Annotated in this window: 30 protein-coding genes; 14 read left to right on the top strand and 16 right to left on the bottom strand. The window is 64.0% G+C overall.

The window, feature by feature from the left end; translation table 11 throughout:
* On the top strand, positions 1-405 hold a 405-nt coding region (locus EN932_RS02700), incomplete at its 5' end, for a hypothetical protein (protein WP_128368711.1).
* A 307-nt stretch (positions 406-712) separates the two neighbouring features.
* Here EN932_RS02700 and EN932_RS02695 read toward each other — a convergent pair.
* A complete protein-coding gene (locus EN932_RS02695; RefSeq protein WP_013528674.1) occupies positions 713-1,372 on the bottom strand; it encodes a response regulator transcription factor in 660 nt (219 codons plus the stop codon).
* A complete protein-coding gene (locus EN932_RS02690; RefSeq protein ID WP_127368938.1) occupies positions 1,369-2,763 on the bottom strand; it encodes a sensor histidine kinase in 1,395 nt (464 codons plus the stop codon). The genes EN932_RS02695 and EN932_RS02690 overlap by 4 nt, the downstream gene beginning before the upstream one ends.
* A 169-nt stretch (positions 2,764-2,932) precedes the next feature.
* Here EN932_RS02690 and EN932_RS02685 point away from each other — a divergent pair, with 169 nt between their 5' ends.
* The 6 genes from EN932_RS02685 to EN932_RS02660 all read left to right on the top strand — a co-directional run bounded on the left by EN932_RS02685 (position 2,933) and on the right by EN932_RS02660 (position 8,423).
* Positions 2,933-3,274, top strand: a complete 342-nt coding sequence (locus EN932_RS02685) for a hypothetical protein (RefSeq protein ID WP_013528672.1) — start codon at positions 2,933-2,935, stop codon at positions 3,272-3,274.
* A gap of 14 nt (positions 3,275-3,288) precedes the next feature.
* Complete coding sequence (locus EN932_RS02680) at positions 3,289-4,002, top strand: phosphatase PAP2 family protein (protein ID WP_027161239.1); 714 nt, start codon at positions 3,289-3,291, stop codon at positions 4,000-4,002.
* A gap of 266 nt (positions 4,003-4,268) precedes the next feature.
* Positions 4,269-4,547, top strand: a complete 279-nt coding sequence (locus tag EN932_RS02675) for a helix-turn-helix transcriptional regulator (RefSeq protein WP_013528670.1) — start codon at positions 4,269-4,271, stop codon at positions 4,545-4,547.
* Between the two features lie 69 nt (positions 4,548-4,616).
* Positions 4,617-6,350 carry a SulP family inorganic anion transporter gene (locus EN932_RS02670; RefSeq protein WP_127370244.1) on the top strand — a complete coding sequence of 578 codons (1,734 nt, stop codon included), beginning with the start codon at positions 4,617-4,619 and terminating at the stop codon, positions 6,348-6,350.
* Between the two features lie 281 nt (positions 6,351-6,631).
* Entirely contained in the window at positions 6,632-7,861 is a 1,230-nt protein-coding gene (locus tag EN932_RS02665; protein ID WP_127385256.1) for an AAA family ATPase, read from the top strand.
* Positions 7,830-8,423 (top strand): hypothetical protein, encoded by a 594-nt coding sequence (locus tag EN932_RS02660; protein ID WP_127370052.1) that lies wholly within the window; start codon positions 7,830-7,832, stop codon positions 8,421-8,423. Before EN932_RS02665 ends, EN932_RS02660 begins: the two co-directional genes overlap by 32 nt.
* Positions 8,424-8,707: 284 nt before the next feature.
* On the opposite strand, the gene EN932_RS02655 is transcribed toward EN932_RS02660, so the two are convergent.
* Positions 8,708-9,568: an ATP/GTP-binding protein gene (locus tag EN932_RS02655; RefSeq protein WP_127370051.1), complete on the bottom strand. Its 861-nt coding sequence runs from the start codon at positions 9,566-9,568 to the stop codon at positions 8,708-8,710.
* A gap of 112 nt (positions 9,569-9,680) precedes the next feature.
* Here EN932_RS02655 and EN932_RS02650 point away from each other — a divergent pair, with 112 nt between their 5' ends.
* Positions 9,681-10,481, top strand: a complete 801-nt coding sequence (locus EN932_RS02650) for a helix-turn-helix transcriptional regulator (RefSeq protein ID WP_127366869.1) — start codon at positions 9,681-9,683, stop codon at positions 10,479-10,481.
* 21 nt (positions 10,482-10,502) lie between these two features.
* On the opposite strand, the gene EN932_RS02645 is transcribed toward EN932_RS02650, so the two are convergent.
* From EN932_RS02645 to EN932_RS02630, 4 genes are read right to left on the bottom strand one after another with little or no spacing between them, the layout of a single operon-like run.
* Positions 10,503-10,943, bottom strand: coding sequence for a hypothetical protein (locus tag EN932_RS02645; protein WP_164890420.1), 441 nt, complete (start codon positions 10,941-10,943; stop codon positions 10,503-10,505).
* Positions 10,944-10,965: 22 nt separating this feature from the next.
* Positions 10,966-11,484, bottom strand: a complete 519-nt coding sequence (locus EN932_RS02640) for a hypothetical protein (protein WP_024502204.1) — start codon at positions 11,482-11,484, stop codon at positions 10,966-10,968.
* Positions 11,477-11,821, bottom strand: coding sequence for a hypothetical protein (locus EN932_RS02635; RefSeq protein ID WP_013528664.1), 345 nt, complete (start codon positions 11,819-11,821; stop codon positions 11,477-11,479). Before EN932_RS02635 ends, EN932_RS02640 begins: the two co-directional genes overlap by 8 nt.
* A gap of 11 nt (positions 11,822-11,832) precedes the next feature.
* A complete protein-coding gene (locus EN932_RS02630; RefSeq protein ID WP_023813481.1) occupies positions 11,833-11,976 on the bottom strand; it encodes a hypothetical protein in 144 nt (47 codons plus the stop codon).
* A 179-nt stretch (positions 11,977-12,155) separates the two neighbouring features.
* Here EN932_RS02630 and EN932_RS02625 point away from each other — a divergent pair, with 179 nt between their 5' ends.
* A complete protein-coding gene (locus tag EN932_RS02625; RefSeq protein ID WP_013528662.1) occupies positions 12,156-13,127 on the top strand; it encodes an AraC family transcriptional regulator in 972 nt (323 codons plus the stop codon).
* A 65-nt stretch (positions 13,128-13,192) separates the two neighbouring features.
* On the opposite strand, the gene EN932_RS02620 is transcribed toward EN932_RS02625, so the two are convergent.
* The 3 genes from EN932_RS02620 to EN932_RS02610 form a co-directional block, all read right to left on the bottom strand.
* Positions 13,193-13,999, bottom strand: a complete 807-nt coding sequence (locus EN932_RS02620; RefSeq protein ID WP_128368709.1) for a lipo-like protein — start codon at positions 13,997-13,999, stop codon at positions 13,193-13,195.
* 91 nt (positions 14,000-14,090) lie between these two features.
* Positions 14,091-15,023, bottom strand: a complete 933-nt coding sequence (locus EN932_RS02615; RefSeq protein WP_127369661.1) for a CHAD domain-containing protein — start codon at positions 15,021-15,023, stop codon at positions 14,091-14,093.
* Complete coding sequence (locus EN932_RS02610) at positions 15,020-15,493, bottom strand: CYTH domain-containing protein (RefSeq protein WP_127385255.1); 474 nt, start codon at positions 15,491-15,493, stop codon at positions 15,020-15,022. Before EN932_RS02610 ends, EN932_RS02615 begins: the two co-directional genes overlap by 4 nt.
* Before the next feature lie 90 nt (positions 15,494-15,583).
* Between EN932_RS02610 and EN932_RS02605 the strand changes: the two genes are divergently transcribed.
* From EN932_RS02605 to EN932_RS02590, 4 genes are read left to right on the top strand one after another with little or no spacing between them, the layout of a single operon-like run.
* Positions 15,584-16,282: a CerR family C-terminal domain-containing protein gene (locus tag EN932_RS02605; RefSeq protein ID WP_063169644.1), complete on the top strand. Its 699-nt coding sequence runs from the start codon at positions 15,584-15,586 to the stop codon at positions 16,280-16,282.
* Entirely contained in the window at positions 16,279-17,232 is a 954-nt protein-coding gene (locus tag EN932_RS02600) for an HlyD family efflux transporter periplasmic adaptor subunit (RefSeq protein WP_027161228.1), read from the top strand. The genes EN932_RS02605 and EN932_RS02600 overlap by 4 nt, the downstream gene beginning before the upstream one ends.
* The gene (locus EN932_RS02595) at positions 17,229-18,149 is read left to right on the top strand and encodes an ABC transporter ATP-binding protein (protein ID WP_127365454.1); all 921 of its coding nucleotides are present in this window, start codon (positions 17,229-17,231) and stop codon (positions 18,147-18,149) included. The genes EN932_RS02600 and EN932_RS02595 overlap by 4 nt, the downstream gene beginning before the upstream one ends.
* A complete protein-coding gene (locus EN932_RS02590; protein ID WP_127385254.1) occupies positions 18,146-19,282 on the top strand; it encodes an ABC transporter permease in 1,137 nt (378 codons plus the stop codon). The genes EN932_RS02595 and EN932_RS02590 overlap by 4 nt, the downstream gene beginning before the upstream one ends.
* Before the next feature lie 105 nt (positions 19,283-19,387).
* Here the strand turns inward: EN932_RS02590 and EN932_RS02585 are convergent, their stop codons facing one another.
* From EN932_RS02585 to EN932_RS02575, 3 genes are all read right to left on the bottom strand, one after another.
* On the bottom strand, positions 19,388-19,987 hold the full coding sequence (locus tag EN932_RS02585) for a DNA-3-methyladenine glycosylase (protein ID WP_127365453.1): 600 nt from the start codon (positions 19,985-19,987) through the stop codon (positions 19,388-19,390).
* A 91-nt stretch (positions 19,988-20,078) separates the two neighbouring features.
* Positions 20,079-21,062, bottom strand: a complete 984-nt coding sequence (locus tag EN932_RS02580; RefSeq protein WP_027161221.1) for a threonine/serine dehydratase — start codon at positions 21,060-21,062, stop codon at positions 20,079-20,081.
* Between the two features lie 296 nt (positions 21,063-21,358).
* Positions 21,359-21,682 carry a hypothetical protein gene (locus EN932_RS02575; RefSeq protein ID WP_024502197.1) on the bottom strand — a complete coding sequence of 108 codons (324 nt, stop codon included), beginning with the start codon at positions 21,680-21,682 and terminating at the stop codon, positions 21,359-21,361.
* Between the two features lie 175 nt (positions 21,683-21,857).
* On the opposite strand from EN932_RS02575, the gene mbfA reads away from it, so the two are divergent.
* Positions 21,858-22,841, top strand: a complete 984-nt coding sequence (mbfA, locus tag EN932_RS02570; protein WP_013528652.1) for an iron exporter MbfA — start codon at positions 21,858-21,860, stop codon at positions 22,839-22,841.
* Positions 22,842-22,854: 13 nt separating this feature from the next.
* Here the strand turns inward: mbfA and EN932_RS02565 are convergent, their stop codons facing one another.
* From EN932_RS02565 to EN932_RS02555, 3 genes are all read right to left on the bottom strand, one after another.
* Positions 22,855-23,199, bottom strand: coding sequence for an antibiotic biosynthesis monooxygenase (locus EN932_RS02565; RefSeq protein WP_013528651.1), 345 nt, complete (start codon positions 23,197-23,199; stop codon positions 22,855-22,857).
* On the bottom strand, positions 23,196-23,528 hold the full coding sequence (locus EN932_RS02560; protein WP_127369863.1) for an NIPSNAP family protein: 333 nt from the start codon (positions 23,526-23,528) through the stop codon (positions 23,196-23,198). Before EN932_RS02560 ends, EN932_RS02565 begins: the two co-directional genes overlap by 4 nt.
* A 64-nt stretch (positions 23,529-23,592) precedes the next feature.
* A complete protein-coding gene (locus EN932_RS02555; protein WP_127369862.1) occupies positions 23,593-23,808 on the bottom strand; it encodes a DUF1127 domain-containing protein in 216 nt (71 codons plus the stop codon).
* Positions 23,809-23,836: the final 28 nt, after the last annotated feature.

Below are 23,836 nucleotides of genomic sequence, written 5' to 3'. Positions count from 1 at the left end.
GTCCTGGACGGCTCCGTTTCCGGCATCCACACCGCCAGCGCATACGCCAAGGGTGGCGGTAACAGTGGCGGCGGTGGTGGTGGCAACAGTGGGGGCGGCAACGGCGGCAATTCCGGCGGAAGCAATAGCGGGAACAGCGGCAACGGCAATGGGAATAACGGCAACAGCGGCAATAACGGCAACAACGGCAAATCAGGATCCAGTCAGGGTAAGAGCGGGAGCCATGTCAATGCAAAGACCGGTGACAAGGTCGACGTGACCGGCAACAAGATCACAGTCAGGCATCCCGACGGCATAACGGAAAAGCTCGAGAACGGTCGTTTCAGCATGAAGGACGCTCTCGGTCGCACGATCATCGACCGCCAGGCCACGCCGGCCGATGCCAATCGTCTCAAGGCCTTGTGAAGCTGGCCAACAGGCAACGGTCAGCTTTGCACGTCACCTCCGCCGCCCCCCGGCGGAGGTGACCTCGTTTCCGGCCGGCATCGTCCCGGTTTTCGGCACCGCAATGGCTGCGGTCCCGAGGCGCGACGCGCTTTTGCGCAATCCGGGACGGGAAACCGCTGCGCATTTCCCCAGACCTGACCCAAGCAGTTCTAGAAAAAGTGTGAAGCGGTTTTCCCGGGAAATGCGCGTAGCGCTTTTCCCTTGGGAATTGCGTCAAAACAAAGAGTTAGAGCAGCTCGCCGTTTCCGTGAAACGGTGAAATGCTTTAGGAGGGCCTGTCGCGGTCGCGCCACTCACGCATCATCAAGGCCGCTTCGGTGCGATTTCGCACATTGAGCTTCGACAGCACTCCGGTCATGTGATGTTTGACGGTCTTCTCCTGCAACTCAAGCCGCAAGGCGACTTCCTTGTTGCTCAGCCCCTCCGCCACCAGCCGCAGGATTTCCGTTTGCCGATCGGTGAGCTGCCGCAGCCGTTCCGCCAAGCCGTCGGTCGGCTGCTGGGACTGGAGATCCGAAAGCAGCCGGGCCGATAGTGTCGGCGAGAGATAGCTTTCGCCGGCTGCGACATTGCGCAGGATGTCGGCGAGGCCGCGCGATCCGACGCCTTTGAGGACATAGCCATTCACCCCTGCGTTCAGCGCCTTGGTCACATCGGCATTGGCCTCCGAGACGGTCAGCATGACGATCTTCTGGGCGGGATGGTTGGCGAGGATGCTTGCGACCGCGCTCAGCCCGCCGCCCGGCATCGAGATGTCGAGCAGCAAGATGTCGGGCCGCATCGTCGCGGCGAGGCGTTCGGCATCCTGCGCCGTGGCGCCCTCGCCAACCATCTCGAAGCCTCCGATCTCCGACAGGCTGCGCGTCACACCTTCGCGAAAGAGGGGATGATCGTCGACAATGGCAATGCGAATGGTCCCAGTCATGCTTGCTCCTCGACCGACAGACGGATCACCAAACGCGTACCTTGCGGCCCGGTCAAGGTTTCGAACTGTCCGCCAATGCTTTCGACCCGTTCCCTGAGGCCGGCGAGCCCGAGGCCCTCGACCCGTGCCGTCGGATCGAAACCCGGCCCGCGGTCCGACACTTCGACAAAAAGCCTGCCACCTTTCATCCCGGCACTCACCGCCTGATCCTTGCCTAGCCCGTGGTGATAGGCATTGTTCAGCCCTTCCTGGACGAAACGATAGATGCTGATCTTCTCGGAGGCGCCGGGTTCAGGCAACTGTCCGGCCAGCGTCAGCGTCACCGACGTTCCCGTCCTCTGTTCGTGTTCCTTGACGGCCAGCCGCAGAATGTCGGTTGCGGCAGCCGTCTCGATCTGCGGCAGGACAAGGCCGGTGCAGATGCCGCGTATTTCGCGCATCGCATCCTCCAGCGTCTTGCGAATCATCGTGACCTCGGTCGAGCGGCTTGCGCCTGAATGGCCATCGCTGGAAAATATCGGGCTGTCCATGCGCAGCGCCGCCAGGGCCACGAGTTGGGCCGGGCCGTCATGCAGGTCGGCGCCGATGCGGCGCAGATATCTTTCGTTGAGCGCGGTGGCGCGGCGCGAGGCCTGTTGCACGCGCAGTCGCAAGGCACTGTTTTGCGCCACCAGGCCCTGCAGTTCCGACACCTGGCGGCGCAGCGCCCCACGCTGGTCGTCGATGGTGCGGCTGCCGCGCACGACGATGCCCGACAGGAGCAGGAATGCCGCCAGGGTCGCGCCGGCCACGATCAGCCAGCTCGACCACAGAGCGGAAGCCAGGGTGGCCTGGAAATCGTCGGCGATCTCATAGAACTCGGTAACCGCCACCACCTCGCCCGACCAGGGCTCGCGCACGGGATTGTAGATCTCCAGCAATGGCAAGCCGGTCGCCTTCTCCTCGCTCTCATCCTCATCGAAAGTATTGAATTCAGCGACGACATTGCCTTCGAAAGCGGAACGCAGATTGTCGCTCGGAGCGAAGCGGCGGCCGATCAGGGCCGTCTCCTTGGCATAGAGGACCGTCCCGTCGCGGCGCCAGAGCATGAACGATTCGAGGCGCTTGCCGAGCGCGCCCTGGCCAAGCGTCTCGTCCAGCGCCTGCTTGACGGAATCGCTGAGCTCCTGCTCCTTGCGCAAGTCGGGAAGCAGCGGCGCAATCACGCTGTCGACATAGAGCGCCGTCGTGGCGGCCGAATTGCGGATGACGCCCTCTCTGATCTGCGCCGTCACCCAGGCGCCCACCACCAGCATGACGGCCAGCAGGCCAAAACCGCCGGCAACGACGAATTGCAAGGCAAGAGAGAGTTCGCTCCAGCGTCGCGTCAAGTTCTGCAGAATACGAATCATGAACCCCTGACCGCCCTTCAATCGACTGGCTGGACGATGTCGGTACATTGAGCCTCCGTCTTGCCATTGCCAAGAGCTTCGTTTGGTCGAGCGCTTGACGTCCCGGCGCGCTTCGGAAACAACGTCCGCGACACATGCGGCGGGAGCCGCTTCGAGAGGGGACGGAACGTTGAGTTTTTCGGGACTGCTGCAGCTCGGCTTTTCAACGGTCATTTTCCTGCTGGCGGCGACAGCCGCCAAGCAATGGGGCCTGGCGCCGAGCCTCGGCAAGATCGCGCTGACGCTGGCGCTCTATTCGCTGGGCAATTTGATCATGCTGCGGCTGATCCGCGAATTCGGCATGTCGGTGTCGTTCAGCCTGTCTGCCGTCATCCAGCTGGTCTCGGTGAACGTCGTGGCACTGGTCTTCTTCGGCGAGCGCGTCAACGCGCTGCAGGCGACCGGCATCATGCTGGCGATCGCCGCAGTGGCGCTGATCACGCTCGGACCCTATCTGCAAGGCCGGCTGTAACGGGCGGATTGCCGATGAAGAATGCCGCGAACGCTTTGCTCAACCGGGTCGAATTCCCGGTGCTGCTGGCCGGCTTGGTCATCGCGGCCGGCCTTTGGGGATTCGAGGAGCTGATGGAGATGGCGCGCGCCACCACCCCGCACGCCTTCGACACCGAAATCCTGCTCGCCTTCCGCCAGGCGGGGCGGCCTGACAGCCCGATCGGCCCGCTGTGGCTGCAAGGGGCGATGCGCGACATCACAAGCCTTGGCAGCGGCAGCGTGCTGGTGCTGATCGTGACGGCGGTAATCGTCTATCTCCTGCTTATCCGCAGGCCGGCGACCGCCCTTTTCATCTTCGTGGCGGTGGCCGGCGGTCAGGTGCTGTCGAGCCTGCTGAAAGCCGGAATCGACCGGCCGCGCCCCGAACTCGTCTCGCATCTCGTCAACGAAACGACGCTGTCTTTTCCCAGCGGCCACGCCATGCTGTCGGCGGTGACCTATCTGACGCTCGGCGCGCTGGCGGCACGCTTCCTGCCCGGTCGAACGACGAAGATCTATGTGCTGTCGCTGGCGGTGCTGACGACGCTGCTGGTCGGCATCAGCCGCGTCTATCTCGGCGTCCACTGGCCGTCGGATGTGCTGGCCGGCTGGTGCGCCGGCTTCGTCTGGGCGATGCTGTGCTGGCTCGCTGCCCGGACGTGGCAGCGATGGCGTGGGCAGCACCCGGACGGCGAGACTGGAGACTAGATCAGCCGGTTGATCAGCCCGTGCCCGCAGCCGGCCAACAGGAAAACCGCCGACAGCAAGGCTGCCGATGTCATGAAAGTCTTGAAGATATTCAACCGCGTTACTCCCTGCCCAGATGGAAGACCTTAGCGCAATCCCGGGAAAGTATCTAAAAATGGTCAGTCAGGCGCCGCCCCTTACGTCTCAAACATTCATCCTAATGCTTGAAACATCAGAATAATGATATTATACCTTACTCCTGCAGACTCAGACGGGGATTCCGGCCGATGATCACTGCCGCGCAGATGCGCGCCGCAAGGGCGCTGGCCGGCATCGATCAGAAGACGCTCGCCGAGCGCGCCGGCGTTTCGCTTCCGACTATCCAGCGCATGGAGGCGAGCGATGGCGTGGTCAGGGGCGTGGTCGACACGCTGATGAAGGTCATCCAGGCCCTCGACGAGGCCGGGGTGGAGCTGATCGGCGAGAATCAGGCCAGCGAGCGCGGCGGCCGGGGCGTGCGCCTCAAGCCTGCCGTGCCGCCGGATCCCAAGGCTGAGCCGGCATAAAGTCGCGACGGCGACCGCCGACAGCCCTGCCGACGATCCCGCCGCCTTTCAGGGTGCGAAAGGCAGTCCATGGATCAGACGCAGCGGGCAGGGCATGAACCGGCCCACAGATCGGCCCAAAGGTCGGCAAAGCCGACATTTTCCGAATTGTTCACGCCAAAACTCGTGACGGTCTGGCGCGAGGGCTACACGTTCGCCGACTTCAAGGCGGACGCCATTGCCGGGCTGACGGTGGCCATTGTCGCGCTGCCCTTGTCGATGGCCATCGCGATCGCCTCGGGAGTCACGCCCGAGCGCGGCCTCTACACCTCGATTGTCGGCGGCTTCATCATTTCGGCGCTCGGCGGCAGCCGCTTCCAGATCGGCGGCCCGGCCGGCGCCTTCATCGTGCTGGTGGCCGCGACGGTTGCCCGGGTCGGTATCGACGGGCTGCTGCTGGCAACGATGATGGCAGGGGGCTTCCTGCTCGCCATCGGCTATCTCCGTCTCGGCACCTACATCAAGTTCATTCCCTATCCGGTGACGGTCGGCTTCACCGCCGGCATCGCCGTCATCATCTTTTCCGGACAGATCGTCGAACTGTTCGGGCTGAAGCTTGCCGGCAAGGAGCCCGGACCGCTGGTGCCGAAGCTGATCGCGGTCGGCGAGGCGGCCGGCACCATCAACCCGGCGGCGATCTTGGTGGCGGTGTTGACCATCGCCACCATCGCCGGCCTGAAGCGCTGGCGGCCGACATGGCCCGCAATGCTCATCGCCATCGGGCTGGCATCGCTGGTCGTGGCGCTTCTCGCGCTCCCGGCGGAGACGATCGGCACCCGCTTTGGCGGTATACCGCGCAGCCTGCAAATGCCCGCTTTGCCGCCGATCAGCCTGGACCGGATGATTGACGTGCTGCCGGATGCGATTGCCTTCGCCTTGCTGGGCGCCATCGAATCGCTACTTTCGGCGGTGGTCGCCGACGGGATGACGGGCCGCCGGCATCGTTCCAACTGCGAACTGGTGGCGCAAGGCTTCGCCAACATCGCATCCGCCCTGTTCGGCGGCATTTGCGCCACCGGCACCATCGCCCGCACGGCGACCAATGTGCGGGCCGGCGCCCACGGACCGGTTTCGGGCATCGTCCACGCCGCCATCCTGCTCGCCTTGATGCTGGTGGCGGCGCCGCTCGCCAGCTATATCCCGCTCGCCGCCCTGGCCGGCGTGCTGGCGGTCGTGTGCTGGAATATGTTCGAGAAACAGGCCTTCGCCACCTTGCTGCGTGCCTCGCGCGGCGATGCGCTGGTGCTGATGGCGACCTTTCTGCTCGTCATCTTCCGCGATCTCACCGAAGGCATCGTCGTCGGCTTCGTGCTGGGGTCGATCCTGTTCATCGACCGCATGGCCAAGTCGATTGCGGTCGAGGCCGATCAGCCGCTGGTGCAGGAGGATGTCGCCGACAGCACCAAGGCCTACGATGCCAGCGAGGCGACCGACGCCGACACCGTCGTCTATCGCATTTCGGGCGCCTTCTTCTTCGGCGCCGCATCGACCGTCGGCACCGTGCTCGACCGCATAGCCGACCAGCGCAGGAACTTCATCCTCGACTGCTCGGCCGTACCGTTCTTCGATTCGACGGCGGCCAACGTCATCGAAGGCGCCGCCCACAAGGCGAAACGCGCCGGTGTCCGCTTCATCATATCAGGCGCCGCGCCGCAGATACGACGCATGCTGATCACCCACGGCGTCAAGCGCCCGCTGGTGACCTACGCCGCCTCGATCAAGGATGCGCGGGCGCAGCTGAAAGGGAAGCTGGAGGCGGGATAGGGGCCGGGATTTGCCGGCCGGTGGCCATTGTCAGGACAAGGTGTCCACCTGTTGAATGCCAACTTCTTGACGTTGAGCTGACTCACGCACGGCGCGACGTGAACAACCGCACTGCGCCTCTTTTTGGTCATTTCGAGAACCAACCTCCGATTCCGAAAGCTGGCATCCATCCACGTTGCGCCGCCAATGCTCAATCCTCGGTGAGCATGAAGCGATCCTGTAATCGAATTATTGACGAAATGTCGTTATAGATTCTATTATATCCCCAAGTGAGGTATCCCATGCTCTACAAGCTAGAGGTCGAAAACTTCTTCTCCATCCGCGATCCGCAGGTGCTCGACCTGTCGGTGGATGGAAAAGTGCCCGATCCTGAAGGCCGTTATGCCCCCATCTTCGAGGGTGCGGACGTGCGCGCGCCGAAGGTCGTCGCCCTCTATGGCGCGAACGCCTCGGGTAAAACGACGGTGCTGCGCGCGCTCGAATTCGTCGTGACGATGATCCGCGACAGCGTAGCGCGCACGGTGCCAGGCTTCGCTGGCATCGAGCGGTTCAACGACGTGGAATCCGGCAGTCGGCCGATCCGGTTCGCGATCGAGCTGGGCGGCATCATAAACCTGACGCCGGAAGTCTTTCAGCGCGCCACGAGCGGCGAAAAGGTCGAGCAAGGCACTTACCGCTACGAACTGGAAATCGAACTCAAAGAAGGGCTCGCGGTGCGGATCGCGTCCGAGTCGCTGCGCCAGAGGCCGAACGGCCAAGGGAAATGGCAGCGCGTCTATGAGCGCGATGCCGAGGGCAAGGTGAAGGACTCTAAAACCTTCAGCCTCTCGGGCTTCCAGCACCTCGTGAAGACGCTCGCCGGCAATCACACGGTGCTGTCATCATTCGCGAAATTCCAGCACCCGACCGCGCAGCTTCTTGTGGATACGGCGCGCAAGGCCTTCTTCCAAATTGAGCCTGTGCACTCCTTCGTCGATCGCGACGTGATCGACTATCTAAAGAACCAGCCCAACGTCGTCTCGCGGCTGAAGGATGAGCTAAGCCGCATAGATGTGGGTGTGGAAGGGATGCGCTTTCAGCATACGGACAACGGGCCGCTGCTGCTGTTTAAGCACGCGGGTCTTGCGGTCGAAATGCCTTGGCTGATGGAAAGCCACGGCACGCGGGCCTTTATCAAGATGTTCCCTTTCATCATGAGCGCACTCGATACCGGCGGAATCGCCGCGATCGACGAAATGGACGCGGCCATTCACCCGAACATGCTGCCCGAGCTGGTGCGCTGGTTCTATGCGGCCTCGGGACGTAACAAGTTCGACGCGCAGCTATGGCTCTCCTGCCATTCGGCCTCGCTGCTCGATGACCTCAACAAGGAGGAAATCGTGATCTGCGAGAAGGACCGGCAGGGCCGCAGCCACCTTTACAGCCTCATGGACGTGAAGGTGCGCCGCGACGAGAACCATTACCGCAAATATCTGAGCGGTGCATACGGCGGGGTTCCACACCTCGGATGAGCCGTCGTCGCCCGCCAATATCGAGCTTCGCCGTCCGGTTTATATTGGCTGCGAGGGAGCGTCAGAAGTCGGTTATGCCGGCTTTCTGCAAGATCTGATCCGCGATGCCAATTTGCCGGTGCACCTGCACGTTGACGAATTGGGGCCGGGGACCGGCGATCCGCTGTCGCGTATCGAGATGGCGGTGCTGCGCCTGAAGCTGCTCCAGAGAAAACGCCGTGCGCCCGCGGAACGCTTCGCGCTTTTGGATTTTGACCAGGCCGAGCGCGATCCGCAGCGCGCCGAGCGAACGCGCAAGCTCGCGGCCGACAACGGAATCACGATTCTCTGGCAACGGCCCTGCTTTGAGGCAATGCTGCTGCGCCATCTGGAGGGCAAGGCGGCCAACCGCCCGCCCGATACGCCGGGGGCGGTTAAGGCGCTCGAAAAGGAATGGCCGGAATACAAAAAGCCCATGACGCGCGCCAACCTGGCGCGCCGGATTAATCGGGATGCCGTCCTGCGGGCGGCAGGTGTCGAGGCCGAACTACAAGCCTTGCTCCGCAGTATCGGGGTGCTCTAGCGATCGGGATACGCGACTTCCGCGCTGTATGGTCGCCGGCGGCGGTGAACCGGTGGCGACGGAAGCTTCGCCACAAGCACGTCCCGAACCGGACGTTCCGCTCCCGGCCCAAAGGCGAGATCAAAATATCTGCTCGGCAATGTCGGCTATTGGCGCTTGGCACAAGGTGGGCCGATCCGGGGACGTCGTTAATTGGCCACGATACGATCCTCGCCGACTAACGACAGTCCATCGGCCGTTGGCGAACGTCTCGCAGCTCTGCCCTGAGGCGCCGATCATGGCTCTCAATCGAGCTTCAGCGCCACAACCTCGCCTTCGTTCATCAACGGCACATAAAGGATCGACTTGCCATCGGTGCCGATGTCGGCGCTGCCCGGCTTGAACTGCGCCACCACCTCCGGCGCGCCGCCCGCATGATAGCGGTAGAGCGTGCCGGTCATGTAGGCGGTGGCGTAGATGGTGTCGCCGATGGCTACGACGCCGTCGAGATCGGCGAATTTCTGGGCGGCCGGCAAGGGCGAAACCACCTTGCTGGCGATGTCGACCGACAGCAGGCCGCCAAGCTCCGTCGTGCTGAAGTCGGGCTTGATGCCCTTGCCCCAGGAGGCGACGATCAATCGGCCGCCACCGGCAAAGACGCCGTTGGGCGAAGCCAATGCCCCGTCCTTAACGAACAGCTCCGGCCGGTCGCCATCGATGCGGTAGATGGCGTCGGCCAGCATGTCGGTGACATAGACCTTGCCGGATTGGTCCGATGTCACGTCGTTGAGGAAGACCGCGTTCGGCACCGAGATGCTGGCGACCAGCTTGCCGCTGGCGAGGTCGACGACGCGGACTTTCGTGATGTCGGCGACATAGAGCTTGCCGCCCGAGATCGCCATACCCTTGGGTGCGTCCATGCCGTCGGTCCAGTGCTGGGTGACCGTCTTGCCGTCCAGCGACAGCACGGAGAGATAACCGTTGCCGTCGGCCTCGCCGGGATTGCCTGATATGTTGGAAACGATGATGCGATTGTCAGCGGCGTCGAACAGGGCCGATTCCGGCTGTTCGAGCCCGGTGGCGCGCCAGAGTTCGCCGGCCTCCGCGGCGGGCACTGCGGCAATGCCGATGACGGCGATAAAGGCTGAGGGGATGAGGGTGTTCATGACTGCTCTCCTGAGATGACGAGGCAGAGCTATGGCTTTCGATACTTTCCGGAAAGGCCTGCACCGCTAGTATCGAATATCGATACGAAACTAGCGGCAAGAGGTGCATCCGATGAACGGTCTGATCTTCCAGGCGCTGAAGCGGACGTTGAAGGCGAAGGGCGTCACCTATCGCGCGCTGGCCGAACGCATGGGCGTTTCCGAACCGACGGTGAAGCGTATCTTCCATGAGCGCAATTGCAAGCTCGACCGGCTGATGGAGATTTGCGCTGCGGCCGGTGTCGAACTGGAAAACGTGCTCGGCTCGATGAACCGGGGGCCTGGGCCGGTCAACCACATCGCGCCGGAGATCGAGCGCAAGCTCGCCGGCCGGCCGGCGCTGCTGTTCATCTTCGTCATGCTGTCAGAAAAGTTCACGCCCGAAGGCATCATGCGCTCGCAAGGCCTGAGCGAGGCTTCGATGTTCCTCTATCTGCGCGATCTCGAGGAACTCGGCCTGATCGCGCTCGGACGGGGTCTTTCGGCGAGACTGCTGGTCGAGACGCCGATCCAGTGGAACTTCGAAGGGCCGCTCAGGCCGCTGTTCGAGATGACCAACAAGAATTTCATCGGCTGGGCCATCACCCATATCGACAAGGAAGCGACCTTCGTCAGCTTCTCCAGGCGGATGCGGCCGGAGACGGCTGAAATGGTGCGGCGCGAGGCGGAGGATCTCGCCGACCGCGCCAAGCTGCTCGCCCATCACGACCAGCACACGACGCCGGAGGATGGCCTGATCGGCTACAAATGGACGTTTGCCTTTGGCGCGACGCCATTTCCGGCAATCATGCCGATCGGGCCACACGCGCGAGATGCCGGGGCGAGGCCTGATACGCCCGCCGCCGCGAAAGGACGGCGGCCGCTGCCGGCCTGACCAGGCACCGCGTCAATCGTCTCAGCACGATTGCATCTGACGGCTGAGCTTGCCGCGCACGACCCTGGCAGTGCCGACCGCCACCATTTTTGCCGCTGTCTTGCCCCCCGGACCCGCCATGCGACCGGCGACGCCGACCGCGCCATTGACGGCGCCCATCGTCTTCATCTGCCCGACCGTCTCGTTCATCCGCGCCCGGCAGTCCCGCATTTTCCTGGTCGCCTCGACTGCAGCCAGGGCCTCGCCAAGGCCTGCCGGCGAGTCCGGGCCGGCCGCCAACTCCGCCAATTGCGCATGCTGGTCTGGCGTGATCGGCGGGCTGGCGGCCGTCTGGCTGCAGCCGGAGGCCAGCAGGCAGATCAGCATCGCGATCGGGCTGCCTCGCCCGGCACGTGCCGTGGCTGGAAAAATATCGCGATGTTCGGTCTCGAGGCTCCCGCCCGGAGTTGCTTTTCCGGCCACCCGTTTCCTGTTGCCCAACATCCTATTGCCCCACCGCCGGGCCGAGGATGAGGCTGCGGATTTTTGGCGTCAGCGGCCTGACGACGTCGGCGAAGGGATCGCCCTCAGTCCGCAAAATCATCAAGCCTTCGACCTCTTCGTCGATGGCGTCGATGGTCTCCGTCTTCTGTGCCTCGGTCAGCTCCCTCATGCCGGATATGGCATTTCTGAGCTTGGCGAAAATGGCATCGAGTTCCGCGACCGGCATCGTCGCCAGGAACCCGCGCATGGTCTCGCCAAGCGCGACCTTCCAGCTGTCGGCGGTGAAACCGGCTGTGCCGATCAAGCCCTTGTCCGCGGCATCGCGCTCGTACCAGTCGGCGGCGATCTCCTCGTCATAGGCGAACTGACCGAATTCGGGCTGCAAGGCCTCGATCAGGCCGACGACCGCCGACGCATCCCGCGCTGTCAGGGCCAAGGCCTGCGGGCTGTCGAAGATCATGCCGGCAAGTGCGAGCGCGCCGGCCAGCCGGCGCATGGCTGCGAAACGCCGCTCAGCCATAACAATCCTCCGCAATGCCGGCCCGGGCACTGCTCGTTGCCTGGGACTGCAGAACCGAGCCGCCGATCGAGGCGGCCTGGCCGGCAATGACCCCACCATTGCCAGCCAGACCGCCAAGACCCCCCGCCATCGACAGCACACCGCCGAGCAGAGCCGCATTGGTCTGCGCCTTCGCCGCCTTCTTGGCCGCATCGGCGCAGGCCGTTTCCGTCGTCGGTTCGTTCCGGGCCTTCTTGCTGCCGGCCGCGCTCGCGATCGATGCCGGCCTGTCGTCGACCTGGCCCGTTTGGCAGCCCGCCAGGGCAATGGTCAGGGCCAGGAAAATGCTCTTTTTCATGGTGCTGCTCATCATCGGGCAGCGCGCGGCGGCAGCTTGGCCTCGCGATGATCGGTCACTGCGTTGCCCAAGGCGATCGACAGCAGATAGACACGCGGATTGAACCCTGCCGCAGCCAGTGCCGACAGCGTCTTGAACAGTTGCAAATGAAACATCGTGCCCCCCTTTGGATTGCCGCCAATGCGGTTCCGGTTCCGGAATCGCGCCGCAAACTAGGGGCATAAAAGGGGGGCAGCTTGGACAGAACGGCACTGAAAGCGGCCAAAACGGCCCGGGATTGACGTTTTGCAGGCTCCGGCGCATATGACCGCGCTCTTGGGCATGGGGGGTGTCGATGACTGCGACGATGGGGACGTCAGCCTCATTCAGGCTGGCGACGGAGATGTTTCCGGAGCGGGATCGCGTCGAGATCACGCGTGAGGTTTACGGCCGCACGGTTCTGAGGGTGGACCTCGATCCGCTGGCGCCGGCGCAGATCGACATGCGGGTGCGCGCGTTGCCAGGCCTCGGCATCGCCACCGGCAGCTCATCGGAATTCCGGGTGCATCGTACGTCGTCGCTGATCGACAATGACGACTTCGTTCTTCTGGCGGCCCTCGACGGGGGCAGTGTGATGAAGCATCGCGGCCGCGAGGAGGCGGTCGGCAACGGCCAGGCGCTGATGATGAGCGGTGAAGAGGTTGGCCTCAACCTGATCGGCGCCGGCGGGTTTCGCTTCGTCAATCTGAGTTTTTCGCGCAAGCAGCTTTCGCCTCTGATCGGCGATCCGGCCGCGGTTCTTATGCGGCCCTTGCCGACCCAAAGCGGGGCGATGCGGCTGTTGCTCGACTATATCAGCTCGATCCAGGAGGTCGGAGACGAGTTGACTGCGGAGGCCTGCCACCTTGCGGCGGCGCATGTCTTCGACCTTGCCGCACTCGCCATGGGCGCGACCAGGGATGCGGCCCAGATCGCACGCGGCCGCGGCGTCAGCGTTGCCCGCTTGCGCGCCATCAAGGCCGATATCGTCGCGCATGGTGGCCACGTCGACCTGTCGGCGCAGGACGTCGCCGCCCGCCACGGACTGTCGGCCCGCTACGTCCGCAAGCTGTTCGAGAGCGATGGCACATCCTTGATTGATTTCATGATGACCCAACGGCTGGCGCGCGCGCATCGCATGCTCGGCGATCCTCGCCATGCCGGACGCAGCATCACCGCGATCGCCTACGAGGCCGGCTTCAACGACCTTTCCTATTTCAACCGGGCGTTCCGTCGCCGTTATGACGCCACACCCTCGGACGTGCGGGCCGCGGCTTGCAAGCACTGACGCCCGGCCGCCGGCCAGCGCTCCTGTGCCGGGCCATGCACGCGGCTGGACTCATTTGATCGCGTTTACTCGGCGGCCTTGGCCCCGGGATCGGCAAGCTTGTCGTCCCAGGTCACCGCCCGGTAGTCGAAACCATATTCCAGCGTCGGCTTGACGATGCGGAAATAGGGCGACAGGTCGAAATCGCGCGGCGTGTAGAGCGAGTGGTGGCGGATGTGCAGGATTTCCTTGCGCGAATAGTTCGACTGCGCCGAGGCGCGGCCGGCCGCACGGGTGATCTCGGGCAGGATCGGATAGCGGATCTGGCCATAGGCCTCGGCAATCAGCGTCGAGCAGATCGCCCGTGTCGGATCGCCGGAACCGAAGGCCAGCATGCGGCGGCGCCAGCGCACCGGCACCGGCGGTGTCGGGAAGAAAAAACGCAGCATGTCGAAAATGTTCTTGAGGTCGTATTTCAGGCCGAGCTTGCCGATCATGAAGGCGACGACCTTGTCGCGATCCTCCGGCGCCAGCCCACTCGCCCGGCAGATGCGGGTGTTGTAGGTGCGGTAGCGCGACAATGGAACGGCGACGCAGCCTTCGCCGATCGTGACCTCGATCAGGCGCGGCCGCTCCGAGCCGTCCGCCGGCGCGGGCAAGGCATCGCCGATATAGAAGGCCGCATGCGACCAGGTCGACTGGGTCAGGTACTTGATCGCCGCCGAGATCTTCTGGTTGCCCTCGATCAGCAGGATGTCGCCGGGCTCAAGCGTGCGACGCAGCGTTTCGGCATCGGAGGGGGTGTAGGGCTCGTAGCCGGACGATTCTTCCTGCAGCCGGCCGGCAAGCCAGCGGCCAAGTCGATCCAGAAGCGTGTCGCCGGGCTCGGTCATACTCCATGGCGATTAGCATGGGCGGGTAATGAGGGCTAGCGCACGCCTTTCTTCCCCCCGTCCGGACCGAGAGGAAGAGCGCCAAGTCATCCTACGATGCCGCGGCCTCTTCCGGCGGCGCAGCCAGATCGTCGCGCGCCTTGCGGGCCAGTTTGCGTGTCGAGCGTTTGGGACTGTCGCCGAACAGCTCGGCCGCCTCGGCAAGGCAGCTCTTCTTCAGCTGCTTTTCCGACCGCTTCAAAAGCTTGGCCAGAAGTTTCGTGTCCTCGGGCGGCCCGAGCAGCCGGTCGTCGGCCTCGAGCAGGGCGCGCATCACCAGCACATCGTGCAGGTCGCCCAGCCGCTCGCCCAGTTCGTCGACCGCCTTGCGCCTTGCCTTGATCGGTGTCGGCCACAGCCTGCCGAGCAGCGACAGATGCATGCCGTGGGTCTTGGCCGCCTTGCGCAGATCGTGGAAATCATCGGCCGCTCCCCGCGATTCGGCCTTGTCGAGCGCCTTCCTGGCGCGGCGCAACGTGACGCGGGCGCCTTCGGCAAGCACGTCGGCCGCCTGTTCCGGCTGGTCGGGCAAGGCCAGCGTGCCGATGCGGTGCAGGCCCTCCTCGCAGGCGGCGGTCGCCGCACCGATCGCCGCTTCGAGTCCTGTACCTTCGTGCAATTCATGCTGGCGCGCGATCAGCCTGTCGCGAACCGCGCCCAGCCCATCGTCGGCGCTCTCCTTGGGAAAGCTTGCCGCCAGGCGGTCGATGGTTTCGATCAGCGCTGTCGCCTCGCGCGGGCCGGCAAGCAGGGCCGCCACGTTGCGGTAGCACTGGTTTTCTGTCTCACAGAATGTTTCGTCACCGGAACGAACAAGCCGCAACAAGGCGCGAGCGCTCTTCAGCCGCTTGCGGCATTTGTGCAGCGCCTGTTCCGGCCGGCTCCGTGCGGCGTCAAGATGATGCAGCGCCTTGCCGATCTCCTCGGCAAGGATTCTCCTGACCTCGCCGGTCAGCGGCAGGCGCGGATCGATGCGAAAGCTCATGCGGCGATCTCCGGAATCCCACCAAGGGCGAGCGACGCGTTGTAGAATTTCTGCTCGCCGGTGACTTCACGGCCGAGCCAGTCGGGCAGCATTTCGTCCGGCACGTCCTCCGGCGTCTCAAGTTCGGCGACCACAAGTCCCGCAAGCGGTCCGCCAAAGACATCGACTTCGTAGAGATAGCCACGGTGCCTAACATGGTGACGTGTCTTCTCGATGACACGTCCGATGGCGAAGTCCAGCATCTCCACCGCCTCCGACAGCGGGATCGGGTATTCGAATTCGTCGCGCTCGCGCGCTTTGCTGCCGAATTTGAGCGTCAGCTTGGCGGAAGTGCCGTCGCTGATGCGGATGCGCACTGTGCGCCCGGGGCCGGCAGCGAGATAGAACTGGAGAATGCGGATATTGGCCTCGGCCAACTCCCGCCATGCGGTGTTGGTGACCAGGAATTTTCGTTCGACTTCCTTGCCCATGGCCGCGCACTAAAGCGTTTGCCGCCGTCGATGGCAAGACAATGACGAACAGAAGTTGACTTTAATCAATCGATTGATTAAAATGTGCTCATGATCAAACTACCTGAGCCCAAAGTTCTTCGTCGCGAGCCCGCCGAGATGACGCGCGCGGCGCTTGTCCAGGCGGCACTGAAGCTGTTCGGACGGCAGGGCTTCGACGGCACCTCGACGCGCGAGATCGCCGCCGAGGCGCGAGCCAATATCGGCTCGATCGCCTATCATTTCGGCGGCAAGGAGGGTCTTCGCACGGCCGCCGCCGACTTTATCGTCGAGACCATCCAGACGGTCGCCGGCCCGGCGCTCGGCAATGCGCAGGCGCCCGCGCCGGTCGGTCCGGAGGCAGCGCAGGCGCAGCTCTTCGCGGCGCTGGAGCGAATGGTCGGCTTTGTCGTGGCCAGTCCGCAGGCCGGTGAGATCGTGCAGTTCATCCTGCGCGAACTTTCCCATCCAACGGCAGCCCTCGATCGTATCTATGACGGTGTCTTCGAGCCGAGCCATCGCCGGCTGTGCCAGCTGTGGGAACAGGCAACTGGCGAGCCCGCCGAAAGCGAGGCCACAAGGCTCACCGTGTTCACGCTGATCGGCCAGGTCATCTATTTCCGCATCGGCCGTGAGGCGGTGATGCGCCGCATGGGCTGGCCCGATATCGGCGCCGCGGAGGCCGCCAAGGTGGTGGCGGTCACATCGGGCAATCTCAAGGCCATATTGGCCGCCAGAAAAGGGGCAAAGACAAAGGGGCAAAGACCATGAGCTTTCTGTGTTCGCTGCCGCTCGCCGCGCAGCTCTTCTCGGCCTGTGCCCCGGCAGCACCGCTGGCCGTCGGCTATGTCGAAGGCGACTACGTGCTGCTGGCGCCGATCGAGGTGGCGCAGGTCGAGACCGTCACGGTCAAGCGCGGCGACCGTGTGGTGCCCGGCACGACCGTGGTGACGCTGGAAAGTGCCGACGCAAAAATCGCTGTCGCGCAGGCGCAGGCCGGCCTTGCCCAGGCGCAGGCGCAATTGGCCGACCTGCAGATCGGCAAGCGGCCGGAAGAGATCGCCGTGCTGAAGGCCGAGGTCGATATGGCCAGCGCCCAGGCCGCCGACGCCAAGCGCAAATACGACCGCGCCGCCGATCTGTTCAAGCGCGGCGCCGGCACGCAAGCGGATTTCGACACCGCGTCGGCCACGCTCGAAACGGCCAATGCGCAGGTCGGCCAGGCCAAATCCAATCTCGCCGTCGGCGGCCTGCCGGCGCGCCCCGAGACGATCAAGGCCGCCGACAATCAGGTCAAGCAGGCGCAGGCCGCGTTGGAGCAGGCGCAGTGGCGGCTGTCGAAGCGCGTCCTGGCAGCCCCTTCGCCGGGCCGCGTCAACGATGTCATCCGCAATCCGGGCGATACATCAGGTCCGACCGCGCCGGTCATCTCGATCCTGCCCGACGGCGCGGTGAAGCTCAGCGTCTATATCCCGGAGAGCGCCTTCTCCTCGGTCAAGGTCGGCACCTTGCTCGGCGTCCATTGCGACGGCTGCGGCCCGGATGTGAAGGCGCGCGTCAGCTACGTCTCGCCAGATCCCGAGTTCACCCCGCCGGTGATCTATTCGCTTGAGAACCGGCAGAAGCTGGTCTACCTCGTCGAGGCGCGGCCGGAGGGCGATGCCGGCCCGCTGCAGCCCGGCCAGATCGTCGATGTCGATCTGGCGGACAGCGCAAGATGAACGCCATCGACGTACACGGCCTGGTCAAGCGCTTTGGCGACAAGACCGTCGTCGACCATGTGACGATGTCGGTTGCCGAGGGCGAGATCGTCGGCTTTCTCGGCCCCAACGGTTCGGGCAAAACGACCACCATCCGCATCATGTGCGGCCTGCTGACGCCGGACGAGGGCGAAGGCACGGTGCTCGGTTTCAACATCCGCACCGACAGCCTGCGCATCAAGCGCGAAGTCGGCTACATGACGCAGAAATTCTCGTTCTACGAGGATCTGACGATCGGCGAGAATCTCGAATTCGTGGCGCGGCTCTACCGGCTGAAGCCGGTCGAGGAGCATGTCGCGAGCACGTTGGAGGACCTCGGCCTGACGTCGCGCCGCAACCAGCTGGCCGGCACCTTGTCGGGCGGCTGGAAGCAGCGGCTGGCGCTGGCCGCCTGCATCATGCACAAGCCGAAATTGCTGCTGCTCGACGAGCCTACGGCCGGTGTCGACCCGAAGGCGCGGCGCGAGTTCTGGGACGAGATCCATCGCCTCGCCAGCGGCGGGCTGACCGTGCTGGTCTCCACCCACTATATGGACGAAGCCGAGCGCTGCCACCGCATCAGCTACATCTCCTATGGCAAGATGCTGGCCACCGGCACTGTCGCCGAAGTGGTGAAAAATGCCGGGCTGACCACCTTCGTCCTGCAGGGTCCGCGCCTCGATCAGGTCGCCGAAGCGCTTCAGGGCCGCCCCGGCGTCGATCAGGTGGCGCCGTTCGGCGCGACGCTGCATGTCGTCGGCTCCGACCAGAAGAAGCTCGAAGCCGCGCTTGCCGATGTCGAGAGAGAGCACAAGGGCGTGAAAGTTTCGCCCGGCGAAACCAGCCTCGAGGACGTCTTCATCCAGTTCATGTCCGGCTCGAAGGACAACATGGCATGAACAGCGTCTTTTCCTTCGCCCGGCTTGGCGCCTTGCTGATCAAGGAATTCATCCAGATGCGGCGCGACCGCATCACCTTCGCCATGATGCTCGGCGTGCCGCTGATACAATTGGTGCTTTTCGGCTACGCCATCAACAACGACCCGAAAAGCCTGCCGGCAGCACTCGTGGCGACGAGCAACGATCCCTATACGCGCGCCATTGTCGCGGCGCTGCAGACCACCGGTTACTATCGTTTCGACCATGTCGCGCAAAGTGCCGCCGAGGCCGAGTTCCTGATATCGCGCGGCGACGTTGCCTTCGTCGTCACCATCCCGGCCGATTTCGCCAGGAGAGTGGAGAGCGGCAACAACCCGCAGATACTCATCGAGGCCGACGCCACCGACCCGGCGGTGGCCAGCGGCGCCATCTCGACGCTCGGCACAGTCGCCAGCCAGGCGCTGCTGAGGGCGCAAGGCACGCAGGAAGCCGCCGCCGAGGCCGCCAAGGGTCAGCTCGATGTCGTCGTACACCGGCGCTACAATCCCGAAGGCATCTCGCAATACAACATCGTGCCCGGCCTGCTGGGCGTCATCCTGCAGATGACCATGGTGATGATGACCTCGATCGCGCTGACACGCGAGACCGAGCGCGGAACGATGGAGAACCTGCTGGCGATGCCGTCCAGCCCGCTCGAGATCATGATGGGCAAGGTGCTGCCCTATCTGGCGGTCGGCGGCGTGCAGGTGGTGGTGGTGCTGGCGGCGGCGAAACTTCTGTTCGCCATCCCCTTCACCGGATCGATGTCGCTGCTCCTGACGGCCGTGCTGATCTTCGTGCTGGCGCTGGTGCTGCTCGGCTACACGATTTCGACCATCGCCCGCACGCAGATGCAGGCGCTCCAACTCACCTTCTTCTTCTTCCTGCCGTCGATCATGCTGTCCGGCTTCATGTTCCCGTATCGCGGCATGCCGGACTGGGCACAAATCTTCGGCGAGATCTTCCCGCTGACGCATTTCCTGCGCATCACCCGCGCGGTGATGCTGAAGGGGGCCGAACTGCCGGCCGTGGCAACGGAGATTGGCTGGCTGGTGGTGTTCGTGGCTTTGTTTGCCGGCGTAGCATTGGTACGATTCAGGCGGACGCTGGATTAGACGCCGCACGACCTCCAGTCTTGCTACCAGCCTTCGCTCCTTGCTCCGCCCGTGGATGACGAAGGGAGAAATGCTTTCGCCAATCTCCATGGTTTATAACTGCCACTAACCGTTGAGCGATTTCGGGCCGCTGACGAAGGCGCTCCCCTTGACGTAAAACCGCAGCGGGCGATCGGCATCCTTTGTAATGCCGATCCGGATGCCTTGGGCGATGTCGCCGGCTTGATGCTCGTCGGTTGCCAGCCATAGCGGGCCTTTGCGGCAGAGATCGAGCCCGTCGAGCGAACGATCGATCCGCAACGCCTGGGCCAGCCTTCCCGGTCCTCGCGCAAGGTCGCGCAAGCGGTCGATGCCGCGATTGAGCCGCATGAGCGCAATGCCTTCGAGCGGTTCGAGCGCCCTGATGAGCACGCCGGTTCCGACCCCTGCCATCTCGCTCGAGACGTTGAGCATGTAGGAGATGCCGTAGGCGAGATAGACATAGGCGTGCCCAGCGTCGAGAAACAGCGAACGGTTGCGCGGGGTCATCCCCCGATAGCCGTGCCCGGCGGCGTCACCGGTCACATAGGCCTCGGTCTCGACGATGCGGCCGCTGGCGATGCCTTCGGGCAGTTCGCGCACCACGATCTTGCCGATGAGAGTGCGGGCAAGGGATGCTGTATCGTCGGGCAGCTCAGAACGCGTGAGCGGGCGGTAGATGACCATGTTCAGCCCGCCGACGATTTGGAGGCGGGCGAGGAGTGATCCAAGGCGAAACCTGCCTCAGATCCATGTCGGACCCCTTGGACATCTCGTCTCAAGCCGCCGCCATGATCCCGGCATAAGTGCCGAAATCGACATTGCCGCCGGACAGCACCACGGCAACGCATTTGCCGGACAGTTCGATCTCGCCCGACGACAGCGCCGCCAACGCCACGCAGCCGCCGGGCTCGACCACCAGCTTGAGATAGGCCATGGCGTCGCGCATCGCCTGTGCCGTCGCCTTGTCGGAGACGGCGATGCCGCCTGCCAGGTTCCTGCGGTTGATCTCGAAGGTGATCAGGCCGGGCTCCGCGGTCAGGATCGCGTCGCAGATCGACGCGTGGCCGGGTTCGTTCGACACCCTGGCGCCGGCGGCCAGCGACCGGCGGGTGTCGTCGAAATGCTCGGGCTCCACCGCCCAGACCGCAGTGTTGGGCGAGGCGTCCTTGACGGCAACCGAAATGCCGCTGGTCAGGCCGCCGCCGCCGCAGGGAATGACGACCGCGTCGAGGTCGACGCCAAGCGCTTTTGCCTGGCGCATCAATTCGAGGCCGATCGTGCCTTGGCCCGCAATGATGGCCGGGTCGTCGAAGGGTGGCACCAGCACCATGCCTCTTTCCACGTAAGGGCGAACCACGCTCATGCGGTCGTCGCGAAAGCGGTCGAACGGCACCACCTCCGCCCCCATCTTGCGGACGTTAGCGATCTTCATCGCCGGCGCGTCTGAAGGCATGGCGATGACCGCCTTGACGCCGAACATCGCGGCCGAAGCGGCGACACCCTGCGCATGATTGCCCGACGAGAAGGCGACGACGCCCTGGCTGCGTTCTTCGTCGCTCAGCGACGACAGCTTGTTGTAGGCACCACGGAACTTGAACGAGCCGGTACGCTGCAGCGTCTCCGGCTTGAACAGGATGCGGCCGCCGAAGCGCTTGTTCAGCTCCTGCGATTCGATCAACGGGGTTTCGACGATCAGGCCGGCGAGACGCGCGGCGGCGGCGTGGATGTCGGCGATGCCGGGAGGGGTGGTGGCGGTCATGTGAGGTCCAGTGGACAGGGGTCTTTCCATGATGCCCGCAAAGGGAGGCGGCGCACCATGGGAAAAATGTGACCGTTACAAGGTTTAGCGAGGCGGTCGCCAACGCCTCGGCTGCACGCCCCCCTCTGGCCTGCCGGACATCTCCCCACGGGTGGGGAGATCGGCTGAGTATCCGCTTTCGCCAATTTCCAACGTTGAAGAAGGGGCACACCTAATGAAGCTGACAATCTCCCCCTCGTGGGGGAGATGTCCGGCAGGACAGAGGGGGGCGCCGTCCCGCCGCCGTCTCACGAGTTTCACCCCAACAGCGTCCTCTGCCTCTTGCTCCCGCCCAGCTTGCGCCAGTTGTTGAAGCGGTGGCTGGCGGCGGCAAAGGATATCTTCATCTGCTGGGCGACCGAATAGCGCGACTTGCCCTCGTCGAACATGCGGTAGCAGCACTCGACGCCTTCCTCGGTCAGTTTGCCGTCCGGCGCCTTGTTGTGCGGATTGGCGGGGTCGAATTTCTCGACCTGCTGCTCGACCAGGCCTTTCAGGCGCTGCAGATCGGCCTCGATGCTGGCGATGAGATCGAGAACGGGCTTTGGGTCATAGGGATGCGGAGGCTGTTTTGCCGTCATCTGCGGGTTCCTTGTTCTGGCTGGGTTGAATTATATAGGTGAACATTCACTGATAATGAAGGGGTCGGCCCGGCATGCGAGCTTCAACAATTCTTGACCGCGACCCAAGCGCGCAATTGACCGGAGGCACCTTGAGCCCTAGTTTAGAACTATTCTAAACTAGGGTGAATTCCTCATGCTTTCCCGTGTTTTCGGCTTCGGCCGCCGCCCCTTCGAATCGCTTTCCGAACAGGAGATCCTGGCGCTGGCCATTTCGTCCGAGGAGGATGACGGTCGCATCTATCGGGCTTATGCCGACGGCCTGACGGAAAACTTCCCCCAATCGGCAAAAGTGTTCGAGGAGATGGCCGAGGAAGAGGATGGCCATCGCGATTCGCTGATCGAGCTTTTCCGCAAGCGTTTCGGCGAGCGCATTCCGCTGATCCGGCGCGAACATGTGAAGGGCTATTACGAGCGCAAGCCCGACTGGCTGGTCCGGCCGCTCGGCATCGAGCACGTGCGCAGCCAGGCCGAGGCGATGGAGCGGCAAGCCTACCTTTTCTATGTCGAGGCTGCCAAGCGCACGGCGGATGCCTCGACGCGAAAACTGCTCGACGATCTGGCGGTGGCCGAACTGGGCCATGAGACACTGGCGCAGCGGCTGGAGCAGAAACATGTGCCGGGCGAAGTGAAGGACGAAGAGACCGCCGCCGAGCAGCGCCAGTTCATCCTCACCTATGTGCAACCAGGGCTGGCCGGGCTGATGGACGGATCGGTGTCCACACTGGCGCCGATCTTTGCTGCCGCCTTTGCCACGCATGACACCTGGCAGACGCTGCTGGTCGGGCTTGCCGCCTCGATCGGCGCCGGCATTTCGATGGGCTTCACCGAAGTCGCTTCAGACGACGGCAAGCTGTCGGGCCGCGGCTCGCCGCTCAAGCGCGGTCTGACCGTCGGCATCATGACGACGCTGGGCGGTCTCGGGCATGCACTCCCCTATCTCATTCCGCATTTCTGGACGGCGACCGGGGTTGCCGCGGTGGTGGTGTTCTTCGAATTGTGGGCGATCGCTTTTGTCCAGAACCGCTACATGCAGACGCCCTTCCTGCGCGCCGCCTTCCAGGTGGTGCTGGGCGGCGCCCTGGTGTTCGCGGCCGGCGTGCTGATCGGGAATGCGTGAGTAGCCGCCTCACTCACCCATTCACCGCCCGACTGTCGGCCGGCGCCTCGTCCCTTTCCGTCAGCCCATAGTCCCTCACGACATGGGCGATGCGCAATCGGTAGCCGGCAAAGATGCCGCCGCGACCGGCCTTCTGCGCCTGCCGGTGTTCCTCGGTGTTGCGCCAGTCCTTCACGGCTTCCTCATCTCGCCAGAACGACAGCGACAGGATGCGGTTCGGATCGGCCAGACTCTGAAAACGCTCGATAGAGAGAAAGCCGTCAATGCCGTCGAGCAGCGGACGCAGGTCCGCGGCGATGCTCAGATAGGCATCGCGCCGACCCTCCGCCGGCTCGACCTCGAAGATGACGGCAATCACGGCAGCACCAGTTTCGCGTGCGGGCCTGAGGCCCGTTTCAGGAACATGCGATCCTCCTTCAGGATGAATCTCTCGCGTTTGGCGAACTCGTAGTTTGCCTTGCCGGCGGGATCGGCGGCAAGCCGGGCGCGATAGGCTTCGTAGGCGGCCAGGCTTTCGATGTTATAGGCCGCATAGGCGGTCGTCGCCGAGCCCTCATGCGGCGCGTAATAGCCGATCAGATCGGCGCCGCAGCGCGGAATGGCCTGGCCCCAGTTGCGCGCATACTCCTCGAAGGCCGCCTTGCCGAACGGGTCGATCTCGTAGCGGATGAAGCAGGTGATGGTCATTGTGGTCTCCTCGGGGCTGCGTCAATAGTTTGAACGGCATCGAAACGTCGTGCCGACTGGTCTGCTAGGGCTGCCAGAAGGACTTCGCGCATTCGCGGCGCACGTCTTGCCGCGTCAGGCCAAGGTCGCGCAGCTGATGGTCGTCGATCTCGGCAAGGTCGAGACGCTGCAGATGGCGGTCATACCAGCGGGCCAGCAGCCGCGAACGCAACCAGCTGACGAACGGGAAGAACCGACGGCTGTGGAGCGGGGCTGAGGGGAGAGCGGTTCGTGCGGCCATCGTCGTCTCCTTGATCTCACCGGAGAAT

It is taken from the genome of Mesorhizobium sp. M7A.F.Ca.US.002.01.1.1 (genome assembly GCF_004022955.1).
GTDB lineage: Bacteria > Pseudomonadota > Alphaproteobacteria > Rhizobiales > Rhizobiaceae > Mesorhizobium > Mesorhizobium ciceri.
Note: the sequence above shows the minus strand (reverse complement) of the source record. Positions and strands in the feature narration are given on the sequence as shown.

Excerpts from the sequence above, each read along its gene's own strand:
- EN932_RS02695 (WP_013528674.1), bottom strand. The coding sequence starts at position 1,372 with ATGACTGGGACCATTCGCATTGCCATTGTCGACGATCATCCCCTCTTT.
- EN932_RS02690 (WP_127368938.1), bottom strand. The coding sequence starts at position 2,763 with ATGATTCGTATTCTGCAGAACTTGACGCGACGCTGGAGCGAACTCTCT.
- EN932_RS02680 (WP_027161239.1), top strand. The coding sequence starts at position 3,289 with ATGAAGAATGCCGCGAACGCTTTGCTCAACCGGGTCGAATTCCCGGTG.
- EN932_RS02675 (WP_013528670.1), top strand. The coding sequence starts at position 4,269 with ATGATCACTGCCGCGCAGATGCGCGCCGCAAGGGCGCTGGCCGGCATC.
- EN932_RS02670 (WP_127370244.1), top strand. The coding sequence starts at position 4,617 with ATGGATCAGACGCAGCGGGCAGGGCATGAACCGGCCCACAGATCGGCC.
- EN932_RS02665 (WP_127385256.1), top strand. The coding sequence starts at position 6,632 with ATGCTCTACAAGCTAGAGGTCGAAAACTTCTTCTCCATCCGCGATCCG.
- EN932_RS02655 (WP_127370051.1), bottom strand. The coding sequence starts at position 9,568 with ATGAACACCCTCATCCCCTCAGCCTTTATCGCCGTCATCGGCATTGCC.
- EN932_RS02650 (WP_127366869.1), top strand. The coding sequence starts at position 9,681 with ATGAACGGTCTGATCTTCCAGGCGCTGAAGCGGACGTTGAAGGCGAAG.
- EN932_RS02640 (WP_024502204.1), bottom strand. The coding sequence starts at position 11,484 with ATGGCTGAGCGGCGTTTCGCAGCCATGCGCCGGCTGGCCGGCGCGCTC.
- EN932_RS02635 (WP_013528664.1), bottom strand. The coding sequence starts at position 11,821 with ATGAAAAAGAGCATTTTCCTGGCCCTGACCATTGCCCTGGCGGGCTGC.
- EN932_RS02630 (WP_023813481.1), bottom strand. The coding sequence starts at position 11,976 with ATGTTTCATTTGCAACTGTTCAAGACGCTGTCGGCACTGGCTGCGGCA.
- EN932_RS02625 (WP_013528662.1), top strand. The coding sequence starts at position 12,156 with ATGACTGCGACGATGGGGACGTCAGCCTCATTCAGGCTGGCGACGGAG.
- EN932_RS02620 (WP_128368709.1), bottom strand. The coding sequence starts at position 13,999 with ATGACCGAGCCCGGCGACACGCTTCTGGATCGACTTGGCCGCTGGCTT.
- EN932_RS02615 (WP_127369661.1), bottom strand. The coding sequence starts at position 15,023 with ATGAGCTTTCGCATCGATCCGCGCCTGCCGCTGACCGGCGAGGTCAGG.
- EN932_RS02610 (WP_127385255.1), bottom strand. The coding sequence starts at position 15,493 with ATGGGCAAGGAAGTCGAACGAAAATTCCTGGTCACCAACACCGCATGG.
- EN932_RS02605 (WP_063169644.1), top strand. The coding sequence starts at position 15,584 with ATGATCAAACTACCTGAGCCCAAAGTTCTTCGTCGCGAGCCCGCCGAG.
- EN932_RS02600 (WP_027161228.1), top strand. The coding sequence starts at position 16,279 with ATGAGCTTTCTGTGTTCGCTGCCGCTCGCCGCGCAGCTCTTCTCGGCC.
- EN932_RS02595 (WP_127365454.1), top strand. The coding sequence starts at position 17,229 with ATGAACGCCATCGACGTACACGGCCTGGTCAAGCGCTTTGGCGACAAG.
- EN932_RS02590 (WP_127385254.1), top strand. The coding sequence starts at position 18,146 with ATGAACAGCGTCTTTTCCTTCGCCCGGCTTGGCGCCTTGCTGATCAAG.
- EN932_RS02585 (WP_127365453.1), bottom strand. The coding sequence starts at position 19,987 with ATGGTCATCTACCGCCCGCTCACGCGTTCTGAGCTGCCCGACGATACA.
- EN932_RS02580 (WP_027161221.1), bottom strand. The coding sequence starts at position 21,062 with ATGACCGCCACCACCCCTCCCGGCATCGCCGACATCCACGCCGCCGCC.
- EN932_RS02575 (WP_024502197.1), bottom strand. The coding sequence starts at position 21,682 with ATGACGGCAAAACAGCCTCCGCATCCCTATGACCCAAAGCCCGTTCTC.
- mbfA (WP_013528652.1), top strand. The coding sequence starts at position 21,858 with ATGCTTTCCCGTGTTTTCGGCTTCGGCCGCCGCCCCTTCGAATCGCTT.
- EN932_RS02560 (WP_127369863.1), bottom strand. The coding sequence starts at position 23,528 with ATGACCATCACCTGCTTCATCCGCTACGAGATCGACCCGTTCGGCAAG.
- EN932_RS02555 (WP_127369862.1), bottom strand. The coding sequence starts at position 23,808 with ATGGCCGCACGAACCGCTCTCCCCTCAGCCCCGCTCCACAGCCGTCGG.